Genomic DNA, 19,852 nt, shown 5'->3' with positions numbered 1-19,852 from the left:
GGCTGGGCGCCGCGCCGGGGGCCCGACGTGGCTACGCGCCGCGGGAGGCGAGCGCGCGGCGGACGCCGTACGCGGTGACGCCCACGGCGAGCACCGCCGCCCCGGAGATCACGGAGGAGACCGGCAGGGTGAACGCCAGCAGCAGACAGCCCGCGAGCCCGGCCGCCGGAACCGCGCGCCGCGGGCGGCCCTCCCCGGGGGTCAGCGTCCACGCGGCGGCGTTGGCGACGGCGTAGTACGCGAGGACCGCGAAGGACGAGAAGCCGATCGCCCCGCGCAGGTCCGTCGTCGCGGCGAGCACGGCCACCACGGCGCCGACCAGCAGCTCGGCACGGTGCGGGACCTCGAACCGCGGGTGGACGGCGGCCAGCACGTGCGGCAGGTGCCGGTCGCGGGCCATGGCCAGGGTGGTGCGCGAGACGCCGAGGATCAGTGCCAGCAGCGAGCCGAGCGCGGCCACCGCGGCTCCCGCCCGCACGACCGGTGCCAGCCAGTCGGCGCCCGCGGCCCGTACGGCGTCCGCCAACGGAGCGGCGGACTCCGCCAGCCCCTCGGGGCCGAGCACCGACAGGACGGCGAGTGCCACGAGGACGTACACGGCGAGCGCGATGCCCAGCGCGAGCGGAACGGCGCGGGGGATGGTGCGGGCCGGGTCGCGGACCTCCTCGCCCAGGGTGGCGATGCGCGCGTACCCGGCGAAGGCGAAGAACAGCAGGCCCGCCGCCTCCAGCACCCCGCCGGCGGTGGCGTCGCCCCCGACGTCCCAGCGTGCCGGGTCCGCGGCGCCGGAACCGAGGGACGCGATCACCACGGCGGCGAGCACCGCCAGGACCACGGCGACGATCGCGCGGGTCAGCCACGCCGACTTCTGCACCCCGGCGTAGTTCACCGCGGTCAGCGCCACCACCGCGGCGACCGCGACGGCGTGCGCCTGGCCGGGCCAGACGTACGCGCCGACGGTCAGGGCCATGGCCGCGCAGGAGGCGGTCTTGCCCACGACGAAGGCCCAGCCGGCGAGGTGGCCCCAGAACGGCCCGAGGCGTTCCCGGCCGTAGACGTAGGTTCCGCCGGAGGCCGGGTAACGGGCGGCGAGCCGGGCGGACGAGGTGGCGTTGCAGTACGCCACCACGGCGGCCACCGCCAGCCCGATCAGGAGCCCGGAGCCGGCCGCGCGGGCGGCCGGGGCGAGGGCCGCGAAGATGCCCGCGCCGATCATCGAGCCCAGCCCGATCGTCACGGCGTCGGACACGCCCAGCCGCCGCCGCAGCTCGTCCGGCGTTCCCGTGGCGGTCGAAGACTCACCCATCGGCCCACTCCTCACGGCCCGGCCCCATGTCTTACGGCCCCCGATATCGGCTGACGATATAGGAGCCGCACGACTCGACGGTGAACTTCCGGTGCCGAACCAGTACGTCGTTCCCCCTCTCCTCTCGGACTTCCCCCCTCGGGACCGGCCGCGGCGGAGTGCCCGCCGGCCGCCGCGTGCTTCCCGGCCCGGACCCGTAGCATGGCTTGCGTGACCAGAAGCGCGCCGTCGATCAGCCGCCCGGCCGGGCGGCTGCTCACGCTGCTGGTGATGGCGGTACTGGCCGGCCTGCTCGGCATGCACGGCCTGGCCCCCGGGGTGCCGACGGGACACGCGGACCCCGGACACACGGACCCCGGACGCGTGCGGGCGATGAGCGCCGTGGACGGTGTACCGCACGAGGGCAGAGCACCCGGGACGGACGATGCGCCGCAAGCGTTCGGTGCACACGGCACGGACGGTGCGCGGCAGACGTACGGCACCGACGGTGCGCCGTACGCGGATCGGGCCTGCGCGCACACGGACGGTGGAACGGGTCATGTCGTTCACGCCGACGGGACGTGCGCGGCCACCGGGACCGCCTCCGCCTACACGCCGCCGGCCCTTACCGGCGCCGCCTCCGACGCACCGGCCGCCGCTTCGCCCGCCGTGGCGGCCGTGCGAGCGCCCGGGGACGTGCGGGGGCCGCCCGACCTCTCCGAACTCCAGCTCCTGCGGATATAGAGCGGCCGCACGGCATCCCACGCACCGGTGATCTCCGGCTGTCCCGGCTTCCACCGGGTGACGGGTGCCGTGCCGCCGCACGCCCTCACATCCGCTCGACCGCGCGCCGCGAACGGCGCGCGGGAAGGAGTCGCACCATTATGAAGCGCAAGCGTTCCCTCGTACGCCGTACCGCCGCCGCAGTCACCGCCGGCGCGGCGGCAATGGTCCTGGCCGCCTGTGGCGGAGCCGACGACGGCGACACCGGCGGTTCCGCCGGACACGGCGGCCACAACGGCTCGGCCTCCGCTTCACCCTCGGCCTCGGCCTCCGCGCCCGACTCGCAGGGCCGGCACAACGCCGCCGACGTTGCCTTCGCGAAGGGGATGGTCCCCCACCACCGCCAGGCCGTCGAGATGGCCGACCTCGCGCCCGAGCGGGCGGGGTCCCCCGAGGTCGAGAAGCTGGCCGCAGAGATCAAGAAGGCCCAGGACCCGGAGATCAGGACACTGTCCGGCTGGCTCACGTCGTGGGGCGAGGAGGTGCCCGCCGACGGCGCCGCCATGGACCACTCCACGCACGGCATGGACGGCATGGAGGGCATGGAGGGCATGGACGGCATGATGACGGACCGGGAGATGCGTGGGCTCGAAAACGCTTCGGGCGAGGCGTTCGACACCGCCTTCCTGGAGCTGATGATCAGGCATCACGAAGGCGCGGTCGCGATGGCGAGGGCCGAGCAGGCCGACGGCGCGCACGCGCCGGCCAAGAGGATGGCCGGAGAGATCATCACGTCCCAGAGCGCCGAGATCGAGCGCATGAAGCGGCTGCTCGGCAAGGGATGATCCGCCGCCAAGGCATCCGTCACGGGAGTACGGAATACCCCTAGGGGGTATATGGTTCCCGCCCGTGGGGCCCACCCCGCCCCACGGGACGTCGATTGGGGTTGAACGGTCATGGAGCATCACCACACGCGCCAGGAGCAGCACACCCCCGCGCACCGGGGGCACCACTCCGGCACCGCGCACGGCGCGACCTGGGCGACGGCGGTGCGGGCGACCCTGCACTGCCTCACCGGGTGCGCCATCGGCGAGATCCTCGGCATGGTCATCGGCACGGCCCTCATGTGGGGCAACGCGCCGACGATGATCCTGGCGATCTCCCTCGCCTTCGTGTTCGGTTACTCCTTCACCCTCTTCGCCGTGGTCCGCGCGGGAGTGTCCCTGAAGGCCGCGGTGAAGGTGGCGCTGGCCGCCGACACCGTGTCCATCGCGGTGATGGAGCTGGTCGACAACGGCATCATCGCGCTGACGCCGGGGGCGCTGGACGCACACCTGTCGGACGGACTGTTCTGGTACGCGCTGATCGGCGGGTTCGCCGTGGCGTTCCTGATCACCACGCCGGTCAACAAGTGGATGATCGGCCGCGGCAAGGGCCACGCCGTGGTCCACGCCTACCACTGACCCGACCGCCGCGTCGCCGGACGAGGAAGCCGGGCCCGGGAGCGGGCCCGGCTTCTGTGCGGGTCGGGCCCCTCAGACCGCGCGACCGGTGAGCTCGTACCCGGCGTCGTCGACGACCCGGGCCAGCAGCGCGTCGTCGGGCTCACCCGCGGTGGTGACGGAGACCCGGCCCGCCCCGCGGTCGACCTCGACCGCCCGTACGCCGTCCAGGGCGCCGATCTCCTCGGTGAGCGTGGCCTCGCAGTGTCCGCAGGTCATGCCGGAGACGGCGTACACGGTGGTGACACCCTCGGCGGCCGTGGCGGTGGTGGCGGCGGTGGAGCAGCTGCCGTCAGGAGTGCAGCAGGACATGGTTCCTCCGGACAAACGATCGGCGGTACCCCCCAGGGGTACAGTGGACGCCTCTAATGTATACCCCTAGGGGGTACCCGCGACACCGGTTTTTGCCCCGCCCCGGGCCTCGCGCCCGCGCCAGGACGGATCCGCGACCGGGCGCTGGTCGCCGTCGGCGCCCCGTTCCTCCTGGCAGCGGTCCTCGTCGTCGCCTTCGGCACGGCCGGCGGCGGCGACACGGTGTCGTCCTCCGGCGGCTTCGACGTTGCGGCACGCTGGGCGGCGCCTTCAGCGGGGACCCGGCGGGACCGACGACGACTCGTCCGACGGGACGGACGGCGCCTACGGCACGACCGACGGCCTGCCGGGTGGCACGACCGACGGCACGTCAGGTGCACCACCGGCGGCTAGTGCTGTGACCGCAAAGGTTCACCGGCCTGGGGCGTATGTCTTCCTTTGGCTGAGCAGACGTTCAGGAGCACTCTCGCAAGGGAACCGTCGAGCAGGAACGCAACGCGTCACACGCCGGCGGATGAGCTTTGCCGTCGGGAGAGGGATAGCCTGCGTCGCTCTGGGTCGATTTCGGTGACGACCACCGTGATCTCGTCACCGACCTGGACGACATCTGCTGGAGTCTCCACCGGTGTCCAGGCGAGCTCGCGCAGGTGAACCAGTCCCTCGATCCCGTCGGCGACCTGGACGAAGACGCCGAATGGGATCAGCGCGGTGACCCGACCAGGCAGTTTCTGCCCCACCGCGATGGTGTCGGCGAATACCTGAAAGGGGTCCGGCTGTGTGGCTTTCAAGGACAGTCTGGCCTCCAGGTTCCATGTGTCGAACTGCAGGAACTCGCATGAGACGCGCTGCCCGACCTGCACGACGTCGGTGGCTGCCTCGAAGCGGCGCCAGGACAGTTCAGCGAAGGAGATGAACCCGACGCCGGGGAAGACCGGGTGGTCGGGTCCGTCATCCAGCGCCACGAACACTCCGAACTGTTCGATCGCTGTGACGGTGCCGGAAAGGAACTCGCCGCGGCGCAGTGACTCCAAGAATGCCCAGAGTTCTGGGTTCTCAGACGGTCCACCCATCATGCTCCAAGCCTTTCACGAGGAGCTGCGCAGTGGGTAGGAAGTGCGCTCACGCTGCGGTCTTGAGAGGACGTCCGCCCCAGCGGATGCCTTTCTCGCTGCGGATGCGGGCGCGTTCCTTGCGTTCGGCAGCCAGGACGTCACGGTGGCGGGCGTTGGCGTTGCGCCAGCGCAGGTAGGCGTGCAGGGCCCGTGTCTGGACGGTGTGGTTGGGGTGGTGGGAGTTGGCGATGGTGAACTGCCGCAGCGGTCCGAAGTGGGCTTCGATCGGATTCGCCCAGGATGCATAGGTCGGGGTGAAGCACAGCTCGACCTTGTTCTTCCCCGCCCAGCGACGGATGTCGGCACCTTTGTGGGCGGACAGGTTGTCCTAGATCACGTAGATCGGGGCGCCGTCGGGTCGGGCGGCACGGATCGACTTCAGCGCGGCCAGCGTGTTGGCGGCGCCCTTTCTGCGGCGGTTGACGCCCCACAGGGTGTCGTCGCCGACCGAGTAGCAGCCGTGGAAGTACCGCACGCCGTGGGTGCGATGGTAGGTGGCGGGCAGCCGGTCGGGGCGCTTCTGCTCGGCCCAGCCCGAGCCCGCGGTGGGACGGATCCCGAGTGGGCCGAACTCGTCGAAGGCGAAGACCCGGTCGAGAAAGCGGTCGAGGACCTCCTCGATCCGGTCCAGCTTCGCCTCGCGGTCAGGGTCCGGGGATTCCTTCCACGTTTTGGTGCGCTGGAAGGTCACGCCGCGGCGGGCGAGCAGGCAGCGTAACGCCTCGCGGCCGATCCGGATCACGTGACCGTGGGCTTTGCGCAGGTAGGCGACGACCTTGCGCAGGGACCAGCGGGTGAAGGGCTGGCCGAGTTTGGTCGGGCGGGTGATGGCCGTCTGGATGACGAAGTCCTCGTCGTCAGGGCTGAGCTGGCGGGGACGGCCTCCCGCCCACCGAGGGTCCAGGCAGGCCAGGCCGATCTCGTTGAACCGGTGGATCACGTCCCGGACGGTGTCCTCGTCAGCCTGCACCAGCTGGGCGATCACGGGCACCCGGTTCCCGCCGGCCGAGGCCAGCAGCATCATCGCGCGCCGGTAGCGCACCGAGTTGGTGCTGCCCCGGCGCACGATCTGCTGCAGTTTCTGCCCTTCCTGGTCGGTCAGTCTGCGCACACGAACAGGCTCGGCCATCGCACCTCCAGCGGTCAGAACGGACGTCACCCCCCATCCAACCGCCGCGATCACCAAACCGGCCAACCTATGCGGCCAGAGCACTAGCGGCTACGGCACGACCAGTGACCACGGCCTTTCCGGCGACGGCGCCTCAGGTCACCACGGACGCCCCGAACCCCCGCCACCAGTAGCGCCCCGTCACTAGGGACGCCCTGCCCTCAGTCACCGTCCCCGACCCGGCCCCCCGCGGGCCACCCGCCCACCGTGAACCCGACCACCGACCCGCCTCCGTCCCTCCGGAAGGCGAACGTCGCTCCCCCGTGCGCCAGTGCCACCTCCCGCACGATGGACAGCCCGAGGCCGGAACCGGGCCGGGAGCGGGCGCCGGCGGTGCGGAAGAAGCGGTCGAAGACCCGGGTCAGATCGGCTTCGGCGATGCCCGGTCCGCGGTCGCGGACCTCGACGCGGACCGGGCCCTCCAGGGCCGGCCCGGCGACGGCGACCTCGATGGGGCCGGTTCCGCCCGGGTCGAACTTCGCGGCGTTCTCCACCAGGTTGGACAGCGCACGGGTCAGCATCGCGGGCCGGCCCTCCGTCACCGTCTCGCCCCGGACGCTCACCCCGATCTCCCGCCCGGTACGGCGCCGGGCAAGGCTCGCCACGTCGCGGGCGATCCGGGCCAGGTCGACCCGCTGCGGGGGCTCACCGGCGGACTGCCCGGCGGCCAGCTCGACCAGTTCGTTGACCAGGTCGGTCAGCTCGCGGGCCTCCTGGCCCAGGTCGGCGACGAGTTCCTCGCGTGCGCCGGGCGGCAGCTCGTCCATCCTGCGCAACAGCGAGATGTTCGTCCGCAGCGAGGTCAGCGGCGTCCGCAACTCGTGGCCCGCGTCCTGGACCAGACGCCGCTGGTCCTCCTCCGACTGGGCGAGGCGGACCAGCATCAGGTCGATGGCGCGGCCCAGGCGGCCCACCTCGTCGGGGCCGGTGACCGGCACCTCGACACCGAGCCGGCGAGTACGGGCGACGTCCTCGGCGGCGGAGGTGAGGAGCACCAACCGCCGGGTCATGCGCCGCGCCAGCCACCAGCCGAACAGCCCGGCGGCCGTCACCACCGCGGCCATGAGCAGCAGCGTCCGCCGCTGCAGCGCCCGCAGCAGGTCCTCGGTGTCGCTGAACTCCTGCGCCACCTGCACGGCGCCCCGGCCGCCGCCCAGGGACACCGTCGCGACACGGAAGACGTCGTCGCCGACGCCGACGTCCTCGTGCTCGACCGTCCGCCCGGCCGCGGCGGCGTGGGCCCTCCGCCGGTCGGCGTCGGTGACCGGCAGTCGCGGAACGGCCGAGTCGGAGACCTCACCGTCCGGCCCTAGGACCTGCACGTCGGTGCGGGCCGGGCGGACGATCTCGTGGCCCGGCGCGGAGGAGGAGAAGTCGCCGGGCGACATCCGCCGCTCCCGCACCTCGGCCCGCAGGTCCTGCACGACCTGCGCGAAGACGGACTCCTGGTCCACCCGCACCAGCCGGGCCGCCGCGTTGTACGACAGCACCCCGACCAGGACCGTGACCACGGCGGTGACCGCCGCGAACGACACCGCGAACGTCGTCCGCAGCGACAGCAGCCGGGGCCGGCGCCCGAGCGGGGAGGGGCCCACTCAGTCCTCCCGCAGCACGTAACCCACCCCGCGCACGGTCTGGATCGGCTGCGGCGCGCCCGGCTGGTCCAGCTTGCGGCGCAGGTAGCCGACGTAGACGGCGAGGTTCTTGGAGCCGGGCCCGAAGTCGTAGCCCCAGATGCGGTCGTAGATCGTGGCGTGGTCGAGCACGATGCCCGCGTTGCGCACCAGCAGTTCCAGCAGCTCGAACTCGGTGCGGGTCAGCTCCAGCTCGCGCTCGTCCCGCCAGGCGCGGCGGGCCTGCGGGTCCATGCGCAGCCCGGCCGCCTCCAGGTAGCGGGCGTCCGGCTCGCGCTCCGGGTCCGCCCCCGGGGAGGCGGTGTCCGTCTCCTCACGGTCGGTGCGGCGCAGCAGGGCGCGCAGCCGGGCGAAGACCTCCTCGACGTCGAAGGGCTTCACCACGTAGTCGTCGGCGCCCGCGTCCAGGCCCGCGATCCGGTCGGCGGTCTCCACCAGCGCCGTCAGCATCAGGATCGGCGTGGGGTCGCCCTCGGCGCGCAGCTCCCGGCAGACCTGGAGGCCGTCGATGCCCGGCATCATCACGTCCAGCACGAGCACGTCCGGCCGGCCGCTGTGCGCCTGGGCCAGCGCCTCGGTGCCGTCGGCGACCGCGGTGACCCGGTAGCCCTCCAGGGTGAGGGCACGCTCCAGGGCGTGCCGGATCGCGCGGTCGTCTTCGGCGAGCAGAACAGTCCGGGGCACGCGTCCAGTCTGCCAAGGCGATCGGGCCCACGACCGGACGGCCGGGGTTCTCACCGGGTTCTCACCCTGCGGGCCGCAGCGCCGCGAGGCGTTCCTCGAAGGGGACGACCTCGACGGCGTCGTCCGCCGGCTTCCCGGCCGGTTCCGGGGCCGCCGACAGCCCGCCCGACAGCGTGGCCAGCTCGGCGGCCGCCCGCGCGATCCGCCCGTCCAGGCCCTCGGCGCCCCAGTCCTCCGAGGCGGCGTACACGCCGGTCGGGACGACGACGGCCCTGAGGTAGGCGAAGAGCGGCCGCAGGGCGTGGTCCAGGACCAGGGAGTGCCGGGCCGTGCCCCCGGTCGCGCCGATCAGCACCGGCTTCCCGGCGAGGGCGTTCTCGTCGGTGACGCTCAGCGCGTCGAAGAAGGACTTGAACAGCCCGCTGTACGACGCGGAGAACACCGGCGTGACCGCGATCAGGCCGTCGGCCGCCGCCACCGCGTCGAAGGCGGCGGCGAGGTTGCGGCCCGGGAAGCCGTTCGTGAAGGTGTGGGCGATCTCCACGGCGAGGTCACGCAGCTCGACCACCTGGACCTCGGCCGGTGCCCGGTCGGCGGTGGCGGCGGCCAGGCGGTCGGCGAGCAGCCGGGTGGCGGACGGGACGCTCAGTCCCGCCGAGACGACGACGAGCTTCATGCCCGTACTCCTTCCTGTCGGTCCTCGCGCTCCTTGCGGGCGGTGGCCAGCAGGGAGGCGTGCGTGGGGGCGTCCGGCACGTTCGCCGGGCGGTTCTTGGCGAACTCCTCGCGCAGTACCGGTACGACCTCCTCGCCGAGCAGGTCGAGCTGCTCCAGGACGGTCTTCAGGGGCAGTCCTGCGTGGTCCATCAGGAACAGCTGGCGCTGGTAGTCACCGGCGTAGTCGCGGAAGGCGAGCGTCTTCTCGATCACCTGCTGGGGCGAGCCCACGGTGAGCGGCGTCTGCGCGGTGAAGTCCTCCAGCGACGGCCCGTGCCCGTAGACGGGGGCGACGTCGAAGTACGGGCGGAACTCGCGCACCGCGTCCTGGCTGTTCTTCCGCATGAACACCTGCCCGCCCAGGCCGACGATCGCCTGCTCCGGGGTGCCGTGCCCGTAGTGGGCGTAGCGGTTGCGGTACAGCTCGACCATGCGCTTGGTGTGGTCGGCGGGCCAGAAGATGTTGTTGTGGAAGAAGCCGTCGCCGTAGTACGCGGCCTGCTCGGCGATCTCCGGCGAGCGGATCGAGCCGTGCCAGACGAACGGCGCGATTCCGTCCAACGGGCGGGGCGTGGACGTGAAGCCCTGCAGCGGGGTGCGGAACTTCCCCTCCCAGTTCACGACGTCCTCGCGCCACAGGCGGTGCAGCAGGGCGTAGTTCTCGACCGCGAGGTTGATGCCCTCGCGGATGTCCTTGCCGAACCACGGGTACACCGGCCCGGTGTTGCCGCGCCCCATCATCAGGTCCACCCGGCCGTCGGCCAGGTGCTGGAGCATCGCGAAGTCCTCGGCGATCTTCACCGGGTCGTTCGTGGTGATGAGGGTGGTGGAGGTGGACAGGATCAGCTTCTCGGTGCGGGCCGCGATGTAGCCGAGCATCGTGGTCGGGGACGAGGGCACGAAGGGCGGGTTGTGGTGCTCGCCGGTCGCGAAGACGTCCAGGCCGACCTCCTCGGCCTTCAGCGCGATGGCGACCATGGCCTTGATCCGCTCACGTTCCGTCGGCGTCCGGCCCGTGGTCGGGTCCGGGGTGACGTCGCCGACGGTGAAGATGCCGAACTGCATGGTCGCTCAACCTCCGAGTTGTTGACGGTTCAACTATACTCGTGGAACGGTGGACCCCCGGACGTTATTCCGCCCCCCGTTCCTCCCCGTGCCAAGCTGCCCCCATGCTGGTCCTCCGCTCCGCCGCCCTCTTCGTCGTCGCCGCCCTCTTCGAGATCGGCGGCGCCTGGCTGGTCTGGCAGGGCGTGCGCGAACAGCGCGGCTGGCTGTGGGCCACCGGCGGGGTCCTCGCCCTCGGCGCCTACGGCTTCGTCGCCACCTTCCAGCCCGACGCCCACTTCGGCCGCATCCTCGCCGCGTACGGCGGGATCTTCGTGGCCGGCTCCATCCTGTGGGGCGTGGTCGCGGACGGCTACCGCCCCGACCGCTGGGACATCACCGGAGCACTGGTCTGCCTCGCGGGGATGGCCGTGATCATGTGGGCGCCCCGCAACGGCGGCTGACTACCCTGGTCGGCGACCGTCCGCACCGCACCCGTCACGCAACAGGAGCAGCCCATGGCCACCGCAGCCGCCCCGTCCGCCGCCTCCCGCATCGCCGTCGTCACCGGTGCGAGCAGCGGCATCGGCGCCGCCACGGCCCGGCAGCTCGCCGCCGCCGGGTACCGCGTCGTCCTCACCGCCCGCCGCAAGGACCGCATCGAGGCGTTGGCGGAGGAGATCCAGGCGGCCGGCCACAAGGCCACGGCCTACCCGCTGGACGTCACCGATCGCGCGGCCGTCGACGAGTTCGCCACCGCCTTCAAGACGATCGGCGTCCTCGTCAACAACGCCGGCGGAGCGCTCGGCGCCGACCCGGTGGCCACCGGCGACCCCGAGGACTGGCGCCGCATGTACGAGACGAACGTCCTCGGCACCTTGAACCTCACCCAGGCACTGCTCCCCAAGCTGGAGGCGAGCGGCGACGGCACGGTGGTCGTCGTCTCCTCCACCGCCGGCTTCGCCACCTACGAGGGCGGCGCCGGCTACGTCGCCGCCAAGCACGCCGAACACGTCCTCGCCGAGACCCTGCGCCTGGAGATCGTCGGCCGTCCGGTCCGCGTCGTCGAGATCGCGCCCGGCATGGTCAAGACCGACGAGTTCGCCCTCACCCGCTTCAGCGGCGACGAGGAAAAGGCGGCCAAGGTCTACGCCGGCGTCCCGGCCCCCCTGACCGCCGACGACGTCGCCGACACCATCACATGGGCGGTCACCCGCCCCGCCCACGTCAACATCGACCTCCTGGTGGTCCGCCCCCGCGCCCAGGCCTCGAACACGAAGGTGCACCGGGAGGCGTAGCGGCGCCCCGCGTCAGCCCTTCACACAGACGACCTGCTTCAGCTTCGCCACGACCTCGACCAGGTCGCGCTGCTGGTCGATGACCTGCTCGATCGGCTTGTACGCGCCCGGGATCTCGTCCACGACTCCGGAGTCCTTGCGGCACTCCACGCCCCGCGTCTGCTCCTCCAGGTCCTTGGCGGAGAAGCGGCGCTTGGCGGCGTTCCGGCTCATGCGCCGGCCGGCGCCGTGGGAGGCGGAGTTGAAGGACTCGGCGTTCCCCAGTCCCTTCACGATGTACGAACCCGTGCCCATGGAGCCGGGGATGATCCCGTACTCGCCGGAACCGGCCCGGATCGCGCCCTTGCGGGTGACGAGCAGGTCCATCCCGTCATAGCGCTCCTCGGCCACGTAGTTGTGGTGCGCGCTGATCTCCGGCTCGAAGACCGGCTTGGCCTTCTTGAACTCCTTGCGGACCACGTCCTTGAGGAGCCCCATCATCAGCGTGCGGTTGTACTTCGCGTACTCCTGCGCCCAGAACAGGTCGTTGCGGTAAGCCGCCATCTGCGGGGTGTCCGCGACGAACACAGCGAGGTCGCGGTCGATCAGACCTTGGTTGTGCGGAAGCTTCCGGGCGATGCCGATGTGGTGCTCGGCGAGTTCCTTGCCGATGTTGCGGGAGCCGGAGTGGAGCATGAGCCACACAGAACCGTTCGTATCCGTGCAAACTTCGACGAAATGGTTGCCACTTCCGAGCGTTCCCATCTGCCTCTCGGCCCGCTCATGACGGAATTTGACCGCCTCCGCCACCCCGTCGAACCGCCCCCAGAAGTCGTCCCACCCGGCCGTCGCGAGCCCGTGGATGCGCCCCGGATCGACGGGACTGTCGTGCATCCCCCGCCCCACCGGAATCGCCTGCTCGATCTTCGAGCGCAGCCGCGACAGGTCGCCCGGCAGGTCGTTGGCCGTCAGGGACGTCTTCACGGCCGACATCCCGCAGCCGATGTCCACGCCGACCGCCGCCGGGCACACCGCGCCCCGCATCGCGATCACGGACCCGACCGTCGCGCCCTTGCCGTAGTGCACGTCCGGCATGACCGCGAGGCCCTTGATCCACGGCAGGGTCGCGACGTTGCGCAGCTGCTGGAGCGCGCCCTCCTCGACCGTCGCCGGGTCGGTCCACATGCGGATCGGCACCTTCGCGCCCGGCATCTCCACGTACGACATATCGTCCTCATTCCCCCGGAAAACAATCAGAAGTCTCAAAGCGAAATACCGGCGCCAAGGGCAGCCAAAGGGACGGCTGACCGGCGTTCACGGCGACGCGTGCGATACACATTGTCTCCAGGGGGCGCCCCCGCGCGGCAAGCGAATAACCAGCGGGGACACTGGAGTACCGACCACAGCCACACCGGCGAGAGGAGCCGCACCGTGCAGCGGAAGGCCTACGTACCCGGCGTCGCCGTCTGCTTGGCGGTGCTGCTGGCCGGCTGCACCGGCGGCTCGGGTGACGGCGCCACGGCGGACGACTCCAACCCGGGCCGGCCCGGCGTCGCGACCGAGGCGGCCGAGCCCGGCAGGTACCGCACCCTCCCCGAGCCGTGCGGCGCGGTCGGCGACAAGGCGCTCGACTCGCTGCTGCCGGGCATCAAGGAGATCGCGGACGAGGAACAGCGCCGGAAGGCGTACGCGGGTGAGCCGACGCTCGCCTACGACACGGACCGCAAGGTGGGCTGCCGCTGGAAGGTGGAGTCGGCGGACGCCACCAACCACCTCTTCGTGGACCTCCAGCGGATCGTGTCGTACGACAACTCCGTGAGCGACGACAGCGAGGCCGAGCAGCTCTTCGCGGAGCAGGTGGAGGAGGCCGACCTGCCCGAGCCGGTGGCCTCGGGCTCCGGGTCCGCCTCCGGCTCCTCGTCCCCGTCCGGGTCCCCTTCCTCCGGCGCCCCGTCGTCCGGGGAATCGACCGCCGGCCCGAGCGGCACGCCCTCCGCCCCCGCCGCCTCGGGTTCCGGTTCGGCCACCGCGCCCTCGTCGAGCGCTTCCGCCGATGCCACGCCCGCCGAACTCCAGCCCCGGCTCCTCGACGACCTGGGTGACGAGGCGTTCGTGGACGACCAACTGAGCAGCTCGGGTTCCACGGCGAAGCGGCGCACGGTGACTGTGGCGTTCCGCACGTCGAACGTCGTGGTGACCGTCGAGTACGCGGAGCAGTCGGCGACGCTCGGAGTCGTGCCGGACAGCGAGGAAATGCAGGACAAGGCGCGGAAACTGGCTTCTCAGCTGGCCGATTCACTGGGTGGCTGAGCGCGGCGAGGGCTTCCCTGTGGCCGCGCGTGAAGCACCTGAAGAGGAACCACACGGTTTCCTCACCGCGTACCGTGACCCCTCGGACCCGTTCCGAACGCAGGAACCACGAGTGCCATGAGTGAAGGAACCATGCAGCGACGAGCCCAGCGTGACCAGCAGAATCAGCGTGCGAAGCGACTCACCCGCGCCCTTGTCTGCGCGGCCGCCGTCCCCGTGATGCTGGTGGCAGCCGGCTGCTCCTCGGACTCCGGCTCCGACGCCGGCAAGGACGAGGCGGCTCAGAAGCCGACCGCCTCCGAGTCCGCGAAGCCGTCCCCGACGGTCCAGGCGGCGGCGTACGGGAAGCTTCCGGAGCCGTGCTCGGTGCTGGCGAAGAAGACTCTGGAAGAGCTGGTGCCGAAGGCCGACGACGGCAAGGAGGGCGCCTCGAACGACACGGCGACGCGCGGCGGTTGCTCCTGGGACAGCCTCGACGACAACGGCGTGAAGGGCTCCCAGTTCCGCTGGCTGAGTGTGTCGATGCTGCGCTTCGAGTCGGACCAGACGCGCGGCGCGGGCGACAAGCTGGCGCGGGACTACTACACGAAGCAGCTGCAGGACGCCCAGAGCACCGAGAACGCGAAGGGCGTGAAGACGACACCGGTGAGCCGCACGGGCGACGAGGCCGCGATCGTCAGCTACGACCTGAAGAAGAAGGAAGGCACCTTCAAGCAGCAGACGGTCGTGGCGCGCGTCGAGAACGTCGTCGTCACGGTCGACTACAACGGCGCGGGCCTGGCGGGCGACGAGACGCCGGACGCGGGCGACCTGGGCAAGGACGCGCAGAAGGCGGCCAAGGAGGCGGTGGCCTCGGTGATGAAGGCCAACGGCGCCGGCTCGTCGAGTTCCTCGCCGTCCGAGTCGAGCGCCGGCTCGGGCTCTGGTTCGGGCTCCGGCTCCGACACGGGTTCCGACTCCGACTCGGATGCGCAGTCGGGCAAGTCCTCGTCGAAGAGGAGCTGACGGGCCGTACCGCCCCACCGGCCACCCGTCCCCCGCACACATGTGCCACCCTGTTGCGCGCAACAACCGGCACTGGGAAGGGAGTACGGGTGGCCGCGCCACTACAGCTGACCCGGACGCATCGCGTTCTCATCGGCATGGTCGTCTTCGGCGCCGTCATCATCGCCGGGATCGGCTTCGCGGGTTCGTACGCGGCGGTGCGGGAACTGGCCCTGCAGAAGGGCTTCGGGAACTTCAGCTACGTCTTCCCGATCGGCATCGACGCGGGCATCTGCGTACTGCTGGCGCTCGACCTGCTGCTGACCTGGATCCGCATCCCCTTCCCGCTGCTGCGGCAGACGGCCTGGCTGCTGACGGCGGCGACGATCGCGTTCAACGGCGCGGCGGCCTGGCCCGACCCACTGGGTGTGGGCATGCACGGGGTGATCCCGGTGCTGTTCGTGGTGTCCGTCGAGGCCGCCCGGCACGCGATCGGGCGGATCGCGGACATCACCGCCGACAAGCACATGGAGGGCGTCCGCCTCACCCGCTGGATCCTCTCGCCGGGGCCGACCTTCCTGCTGTGGCGGCGCATGAATATCTCTATGCCAATCTGACCTGCCAGGGACATTCGGCACGTCTTGTCACTCGTTCGTGGCTCACAAGTATCTACAACGCGGGAGTCACGTTAGGTACGGCATGAACGCCGATACCTTTCAAGCAGAACGAGCCCTGTGCCCCACCAGCGATCCTCACAGCACCCGGTGGGTCATCCTCGATCCCCAGCTCGCGATCCACCGGGAGGGGACGGATTTCCTGACCTTCCTGCACGGCGCGGACCGGTCCGTGAACACCATCAGGGTTTACGCGGGGCGTCTCGCCCTGTTCCTGACGTGGTGCGCCGAGTACGCAGTCGACTGGAGAACTGTCACGCTGGCCTCGATGGCGCGCTTCCGGTTCTGGCTGGAATCCACCGTCGGCAAGCGGGGCAAGACACGTTCCGGCGCGACGGTCAACGCGACGATCACGGCAGTGGTGGAGTACCTGCGGTACTGCGCTCGCCATGAGCTGGTAGCCCCGGAGGTCGCGGATCGCTTGTCCCAGCCGCGCTACCTCGCTACACCGCCGCCGGGCTTCGATACCGGTGAGCGCGGACAGTTCCGAACAGTGCGCGCGAAGACGATCAAGTCGCGCGAGGTGGAGAAGCCATACGAGGCTCTAACCGAGGAGCAGGTCGCCACGGCCGTGGCCGGGTGCCGAACGGTTCGTGACCGGTTTCTGATGGTGCTGATGCTGGCGACCGGCATCCGCATCGGGGAGGCGCTGGGGCTGCGAAGGCAGGACATGCATTTCCTGCCTGACTCCCGCGCCCTGGGCTGCAGCGTGTCCGGAGCCCATATCCATGTGCGCCATCGCCGGGACAACGAAAACAAGGCCCTGGCCAAGTCCCGCTACCCCCGGGTCATTCCGGTTGACGGCTCCACCGTCGCCGAGTACGTGGCCTACCGCACTGACCGTGATGCGCTAGCCGAAGCAGAGGCAAACGACCTGGTCTTCGTCAATCTCTACCAGCGTCCCCTGGGCAAGGCGATGACCTACCAGGCGGCGAAGGCAGCGTTCGAGCGGCTGTCACAGCGTTGCGGCTTCGTGGTGCGCCCGCACATGTTGCGCCACACCGCCGCAACCTCCTGGGTCAGGGCGGGAGTGCCGATCGACGTCGTGCAGCAGCTGATGGGACATGTCTCGGCCGCTTCAACCGCGGTTTACCTGCACGCCAACGAGCGTGAGAAACGGGAAGCTGTTGAGCGCGTGGCTGCCCGGAGAGAGGTAACAGCACGATGAAGAGCGTGCTCGCTTCTACGCCGCTCTCGGCCCCGTCGCCTGTGCCTGAGGCCCCCGCAGAGCGCTGGTTGGCGTGGCTGCGCCAGCACATGCAACCCGACTGGCGACGGGGTGAGTGGGATCACGAGCGGATGTTCTTCAATGGTGATCTGGACAACGACGCCACAGGTGCCTCGCGGTGCAAAGTTGCCGCCTGCCGCGCTCCCTGTCCTGGTCGTGTCGGACGGTGTTCACCCTGCAGCGTGGCGGCCCGGAGGAGTGATCTCGCTGCCGAGGAGTTCGACGCCACTTACCAGCCGACCCGGAAGAGGCGCGTGCGCGGCACGTCTGAGCGCGAGCCATGCCTGGTCACTGACCCTACGGGGCAGTGCGCGCGGGAGGCCGTAAGTCACGGGCTGTGCCCGGGCCACGCAGCCGCCTTCAACGAGCGTCGGAAGCGGAGTCCTGAGCTGCGCGTCGAAGACTGGCAACGCGCGACGGCGCCCCGGCCTCTGCTTCACCAGGGCGAATGCCTGGTGGGTGGATGCGATCGCGAGCAGGAGCAGCTCCGTCTGTGCACATCCCACTACGGAAGGTGGAGACGGGAGATCGACCGCGGAAACTGCGCTCACGACGAGCTTCTGGCGTGGGCAGCCACCACCGGGCCATTCCTCCAGGTTCACCAGTTCTGGTGCGGAGGGCTGCACCCCGTCACCGCCCATGAGCTGCTTTTCGGTCTTCAGGAGCGCGACCGCGAAGGGCTGAGCATCAGCCCGATCGCAGTCCGGCTCGCCATCGCTGCGATCTCCGATGTGGACACCCTGTGCGGCTTGGACATGTCGTCGCTGCGGTTCGGCAAGGAGAAAGGCAGCAGCCCGGGACGTGCCTTGCTGGGCCAGATCCAGCGCATGGTCGAGCGCGCTCGGCGGCAGTACGAAGGAGCCGATCCGATGGCGGGCGACGTATGGGACGCAGCCGCCGTGGGGCTGTGGGCTGCGACCCACCGCCGCTATGACGCGGTGAGTGTCGTCCGACAGACGTGGCTGCGCAAGCTCGTCATGGAATGGGCACGCTCCGTTCGCCCGACCGTGCAAGACCTGCGCACCGCCCTCCTGGCGTTCTCGGCCGCGTCTGAAGGGCTGGCGAAGCGAGCTGGAGGCGGCGAAGCCCCCTCACGTCTGGGCGCCGCGGACATGACGGCGGCAGTCGATGCGATCAAGAAGTCCCGGAAGAAGGACGGATCCATCCGCGCGGCAGCCACCCGGGACAAGCTGGTCAGAGCATGGTTTGTGGTGCTGGACTTCGCTCGCGCCAGCGGGTTGATGGACGAGGTGCCCGGTACCTTCAGCAGGGCCCGCCACCACCGTGTCCCTCCCGTCGAGGCCAATGAGGAGCACGCCGGCCGAGCCTTGCCCGACATCGTCATTCAGCAACTGGACGCCCAGCTTCACCTGGTGGAGGTCACCCACCGGGGCTGGCCAAAAGACGTCTCAGAGCTGTTCCACCAAACCGTCTACGCCGTCCTGCGCGACACCGGTCGCCGCTTGGGCGAGGTCGCCAGCCTCAAGGTGGGCTGCGTCGAGCAGAAAGACGATCACTACCAGTTGGTCTATGACAACCACAAAGCCAAGCGGAACGGCCGCCGCCTGCCCATCCCTCAGAGCACTGCGGAACTGATCACCTTCTGGGAAAAGCGCCGCGCCGAGCTCCCGCTGACCGAGCGAGCCGGACCGTGGCTCTTCCCCAGTGCCATGCACGGCTCCGGCCGTGGAAAGGGCCACATCCGCGCGGACAGTCTCTCAGCGGCTCTACGTGCCTGGATCGACACGCTTCCCCGCATCGACAGCGACGTCCCAGTTCCGGACGGGCAGCCTCTGCCCTTCGACCGTTCCCAGATCACCGCCCACGCCTTTCGCCACACCTATGCCCAGAGGCATGCCGACGCCGGCGTTCCCGTCGATGTCTTGCGCGACCTCATGGATCACGCCTCGGTCAATACCACGATGGGCTACTACCAGGTCACCCTGAAACGCAAGCGGGAGGCGATCCGCACACTCGCGCCCCTGGCGGTGGACCGCACCGGTCAGGCGGCACCTCTCCCGCAGGCCAAGTACGAAATCGCGTCGGTCGCCGTACCGTTCGGCAACTGCACCGAGCCCTCCAACGTCAAGGCCGGCGGCGGATCTTGTCCCATCCGTTTCCAATGCTCTGGCTGCACCTTCTACCGCCCCGACCCGTCCTACCTTCCCGCCATCCAGGATCACGTACGCAGTCTGAAGTCCGACCGTGAGACCGCTGACGCCATTGGTGCAGCCGACTTCGTACTGGCCAATCTCGGGGCTCAGATCGACAGCTTCCAGGAGGTGGCCACCACCATGCGTGACCAGCTCGCTGCGCTTCCTGACGACGAAAGGCAGCAGATCGAGGAAGCGAGCAAGATCCTCCGCAAGTCGCGGGCGACTCAGGCCCACACACTCCTACCGCTGACAGTGGTCAAGCAACGCGAGGAGCCCCAGTGAACAGCCACGACATCCGCACGGCCGCTCTCAAGGCGGCACGTGAACGCGACAGCCAAGCCAAGCGCCGCCGCGTGCTGGAGGTTCTGGACTCCCTACAGAGCTCAGGAACCAGGATCACGTTCGCCAGAGTGGCTAAGGAGGCTGGCGTCTCCAACTGGCTCACGTACTCGCCGGGACTGCGCGAACACATCGAAGCCGCCCGCCGTCACCAGGAGCAACACGGCATCGAGGCACGCATCGACGCCGTTCCGCCGCAGAGCCGTGTCAGCAACGCCAGCCTCAAGACCGACCTCGCGCTCGCGCAGCAGCAGATCAAGGAGCTCCGCGAAGAGCGCAACCGACTTCGCGAACGGCTACGCCTCCAGCTCGGGGCAGAACTGGATTGCACCGACAGCAGCGCACTTATGGCCCGCCTAGATGAGTTGAGCCGCGAGAACGCGTTGCTCACCAGAGACATCCAACAGGCCCAAGCAGACAACCGTGCGCTGCACGCCACGGTCGAAGGCCTGGAGGACGACCTGACCGCGGCCCGCCAGAGCCTGCGCAAGATGATGCGCAGCACGTAGGAGCAGGTCCGGACGACGGCTGCCCGGCACGGCAGGAAGGATCCCCCTACCATGCCAGTGCTGAGCACCCGACTTCAGCGGAGGAAGCATGCACTCGAGAAAGAGCCCGGTCCGCTTCATCCACTTTCTCCTGGCCCCACGCATGGCACGGCGGATGTACCTGTGGACGCTGGACAACCCCAGCCTCACCTACC

18 protein-coding genes and 2 pseudogenes are annotated in these 19,852 nt (G+C 70.2%); 11 read left to right on the top strand and 9 right to left on the bottom strand.

Annotation, left to right across the window (positions count from 1 at the left end):
• Window positions 1–31 precede the first annotated feature (31 nt).
• The gene (locus tag IE142_RS16840) at window positions 32–1,306 is read right to left on the bottom strand and encodes an APC family permease (RefSeq protein WP_191886538.1); all 1,275 of its coding nucleotides are present in this window, start codon (window positions 1,304–1,306) and stop codon (window positions 32–34) included.
• 270 nt (window positions 1,307–1,576) lie between these two features.
• Here IE142_RS16840 and IE142_RS16835 point away from each other — a divergent pair, with 270 nt between their 5' ends.
• The 3 genes from IE142_RS16835 (at window position 1,577) to IE142_RS16825 (ending at window position 3,471) form a co-directional block, all read left to right on the top strand.
• Window positions 1,577–2,029, top strand: a complete 453-nt coding sequence (locus IE142_RS16835) for a DUF6153 family protein (protein WP_440862272.1) — start codon at window positions 1,577–1,579, stop codon at window positions 2,027–2,029.
• Window positions 2,030–2,169: 140 nt separating this feature from the next.
• Window positions 2,170–2,853, top strand: a complete 684-nt coding sequence (locus IE142_RS16830) for a DUF305 domain-containing protein (RefSeq protein ID WP_191886536.1) — start codon at window positions 2,170–2,172, stop codon at window positions 2,851–2,853.
• Between the two features lie 111 nt (window positions 2,854–2,964).
• The gene (locus IE142_RS16825) at window positions 2,965–3,471 is read left to right on the top strand and encodes a DUF4396 domain-containing protein (protein ID WP_191886535.1); all 507 of its coding nucleotides are present in this window, start codon (window positions 2,965–2,967) and stop codon (window positions 3,469–3,471) included.
• 72 nt (window positions 3,472–3,543) lie between these two features.
• Here IE142_RS16825 and IE142_RS16820 read toward each other — a convergent pair whose 3' ends face one another.
• From IE142_RS16820 to IE142_RS16790, 7 genes and pseudogenes are all read right to left on the bottom strand, one after another.
• On the bottom strand, window positions 3,544–3,822 hold the full coding sequence (locus IE142_RS16820) for a heavy-metal-associated domain-containing protein (RefSeq protein ID WP_191886534.1): 279 nt from the start codon (window positions 3,820–3,822) through the stop codon (window positions 3,544–3,546).
• A gap of 500 nt (window positions 3,823–4,322) precedes the next feature.
• On the bottom strand, window positions 4,323–4,853 hold the full coding sequence (locus IE142_RS16815) for a S1 RNA-binding domain-containing protein (RefSeq protein WP_229830588.1): 531 nt from the start codon (window positions 4,851–4,853) through the stop codon (window positions 4,323–4,325).
• Between the two features lie 88 nt (window positions 4,854–4,941).
• A pseudogene (locus tag IE142_RS16810) lies at window positions 4,942–6,063 on the bottom strand (IS630 family transposase).
• A 200-nt stretch (window positions 6,064–6,263) separates the two neighbouring features.
• Window positions 6,264–7,697 carry a sensor histidine kinase gene (locus IE142_RS16805; RefSeq protein ID WP_191886532.1) on the bottom strand — a complete coding sequence of 478 codons (1,434 nt, stop codon included), beginning with the start codon at window positions 7,695–7,697 and terminating at the stop codon, window positions 6,264–6,266.
• Entirely contained in the window at window positions 7,698–8,420 is a 723-nt protein-coding gene (locus IE142_RS16800; protein ID WP_191886531.1) for a response regulator transcription factor, read from the bottom strand. It abuts the gene before it with no gap.
• Between the two features lie 61 nt (window positions 8,421–8,481).
• The gene (locus IE142_RS16795) at window positions 8,482–9,096 is read right to left on the bottom strand and encodes a CE1759 family FMN reductase (RefSeq protein WP_191886530.1); all 615 of its coding nucleotides are present in this window, start codon (window positions 9,094–9,096) and stop codon (window positions 8,482–8,484) included.
• Window positions 9,093–10,202 carry an LLM class flavin-dependent oxidoreductase gene (locus IE142_RS16790; protein ID WP_191886529.1) on the bottom strand — a complete coding sequence of 370 codons (1,110 nt, stop codon included), beginning with the start codon at window positions 10,200–10,202 and terminating at the stop codon, window positions 9,093–9,095. The genes IE142_RS16795 and IE142_RS16790 overlap by 4 nt, the downstream gene beginning before the upstream one ends.
• A gap of 104 nt (window positions 10,203–10,306) precedes the next feature.
• Here IE142_RS16790 and IE142_RS16785 point away from each other — a divergent pair, with 104 nt between their 5' ends.
• Both IE142_RS16785 and IE142_RS16780 read left to right on the top strand, forming a co-directional pair.
• Complete coding sequence (locus tag IE142_RS16785) at window positions 10,307–10,645, top strand: YnfA family protein (protein ID WP_043372042.1); 339 nt, start codon at window positions 10,307–10,309, stop codon at window positions 10,643–10,645.
• A gap of 54 nt (window positions 10,646–10,699) precedes the next feature.
• Window positions 10,700–11,479, top strand: a complete 780-nt coding sequence (locus tag IE142_RS16780; RefSeq protein ID WP_191886528.1) for an SDR family NAD(P)-dependent oxidoreductase — start codon at window positions 10,700–10,702, stop codon at window positions 11,477–11,479.
• 12 nt (window positions 11,480–11,491) lie between these two features.
• Here IE142_RS16780 and IE142_RS16775 read toward each other — a convergent pair whose 3' ends face one another.
• Complete coding sequence (locus IE142_RS16775) at window positions 11,492–12,685, bottom strand: RtcB family protein (protein WP_191886527.1); 1,194 nt, start codon at window positions 12,683–12,685, stop codon at window positions 11,492–11,494.
• 204 nt (window positions 12,686–12,889) lie between these two features.
• Between IE142_RS16775 and IE142_RS16770 the strand changes: the two genes are divergently transcribed.
• The 6 genes and pseudogenes from IE142_RS16770 to IE142_RS16745 all read left to right on the top strand — a co-directional run bounded on the left by IE142_RS16770 (window position 12,890) and on the right by IE142_RS16745 (window position 19,658).
• The gene (locus IE142_RS16770) at window positions 12,890–13,768 is read left to right on the top strand and encodes a DUF3558 domain-containing protein (RefSeq protein WP_191886526.1); all 879 of its coding nucleotides are present in this window, start codon (window positions 12,890–12,892) and stop codon (window positions 13,766–13,768) included.
• 117 nt (window positions 13,769–13,885) lie between these two features.
• Window positions 13,886–14,773, top strand: coding sequence for a DUF3558 family protein (locus IE142_RS16765; RefSeq protein ID WP_229830585.1), 888 nt, complete (start codon window positions 13,886–13,888; stop codon window positions 14,771–14,773).
• Window positions 14,774–14,862: 89 nt separating this feature from the next.
• A pseudogene (locus IE142_RS16760) lies at window positions 14,863–15,354 on the top strand (DUF2637 domain-containing protein); the annotation flags it as partial.
• Window positions 15,355–15,451: 97 nt separating this feature from the next.
• A complete protein-coding gene (locus IE142_RS16755; protein ID WP_229830582.1) occupies window positions 15,452–16,594 on the top strand; it encodes a tyrosine-type recombinase/integrase in 1,143 nt (380 codons plus the stop codon).
• Between the two features lie 515 nt (window positions 16,595–17,109).
• Entirely contained in the window at window positions 17,110–19,092 is a 1,983-nt protein-coding gene (locus tag IE142_RS16750; protein ID WP_191886525.1) for a tyrosine-type recombinase/integrase, read from the top strand.
• Complete coding sequence (locus IE142_RS16745) at window positions 19,089–19,658, top strand: DUF6262 family protein (protein WP_229830580.1); 570 nt, start codon at window positions 19,089–19,091, stop codon at window positions 19,656–19,658. Before IE142_RS16750 ends, IE142_RS16745 begins: the two co-directional genes overlap by 4 nt.
• Window positions 19,659–19,852 lie beyond the last annotated feature (194 nt).

The organism is Streptomyces mutabilis (genome assembly GCF_014649815.1).
Lineage (GTDB): Bacteria > Actinomycetota > Actinomycetes > Streptomycetales > Streptomycetaceae > Streptomyces > Streptomyces mutabilis.
The sequence above is the reverse complement of the archived record's forward strand: the minus strand, read 5'-3'. Positions and strand labels throughout refer to the sequence as shown.

What these genes read in the sequence shown, in the direction of transcription:
- IE142_RS16835 (WP_440862272.1), top strand. Translation starts at nt 1,577, where the DNA reads ATGGCGGTACTGGCCGGCCTGCTCGGCATGCACGGCCTGGCCCCCGGG.
- IE142_RS16825 (WP_191886535.1), top strand. Translation starts at nt 2,965, where the DNA reads ATGGAGCATCACCACACGCGCCAGGAGCAGCACACCCCCGCGCACCGG.
- IE142_RS16840 (WP_191886538.1), bottom strand. Translation starts at nt 1,306, where the DNA reads ATGGGTGAGTCTTCGACCGCCACGGGAACGCCGGACGAGCTGCGGCGG.
- IE142_RS16785 (WP_043372042.1), top strand. Translation starts at nt 10,307, where the DNA reads ATGCTGGTCCTCCGCTCCGCCGCCCTCTTCGTCGTCGCCGCCCTCTTC.
- IE142_RS16780 (WP_191886528.1), top strand. Translation starts at nt 10,700, where the DNA reads ATGGCCACCGCAGCCGCCCCGTCCGCCGCCTCCCGCATCGCCGTCGTC.
- IE142_RS16820 (WP_191886534.1), bottom strand. Translation starts at nt 3,822, where the DNA reads ATGTCCTGCTGCACTCCTGACGGCAGCTGCTCCACCGCCGCCACCACC.
- IE142_RS16830 (WP_191886536.1), top strand. Translation starts at nt 2,170, where the DNA reads ATGAAGCGCAAGCGTTCCCTCGTACGCCGTACCGCCGCCGCAGTCACC.
- IE142_RS16755 (WP_229830582.1), top strand. Translation starts at nt 15,452, where the DNA reads ATGAACGCCGATACCTTTCAAGCAGAACGAGCCCTGTGCCCCACCAGC.
- IE142_RS16775 (WP_191886527.1), bottom strand. Translation starts at nt 12,685, where the DNA reads ATGTCGTACGTGGAGATGCCGGGCGCGAAGGTGCCGATCCGCATGTGG.
- IE142_RS16765 (WP_229830585.1), top strand. Translation starts at nt 13,886, where the DNA reads ATGAGTGAAGGAACCATGCAGCGACGAGCCCAGCGTGACCAGCAGAAT.
- IE142_RS16790 (WP_191886529.1), bottom strand. Translation starts at nt 10,202, where the DNA reads ATGCAGTTCGGCATCTTCACCGTCGGCGACGTCACCCCGGACCCGACC.
- IE142_RS16795 (WP_191886530.1), bottom strand. Translation starts at nt 9,096, where the DNA reads ATGAAGCTCGTCGTCGTCTCGGCGGGACTGAGCGTCCCGTCCGCCACC.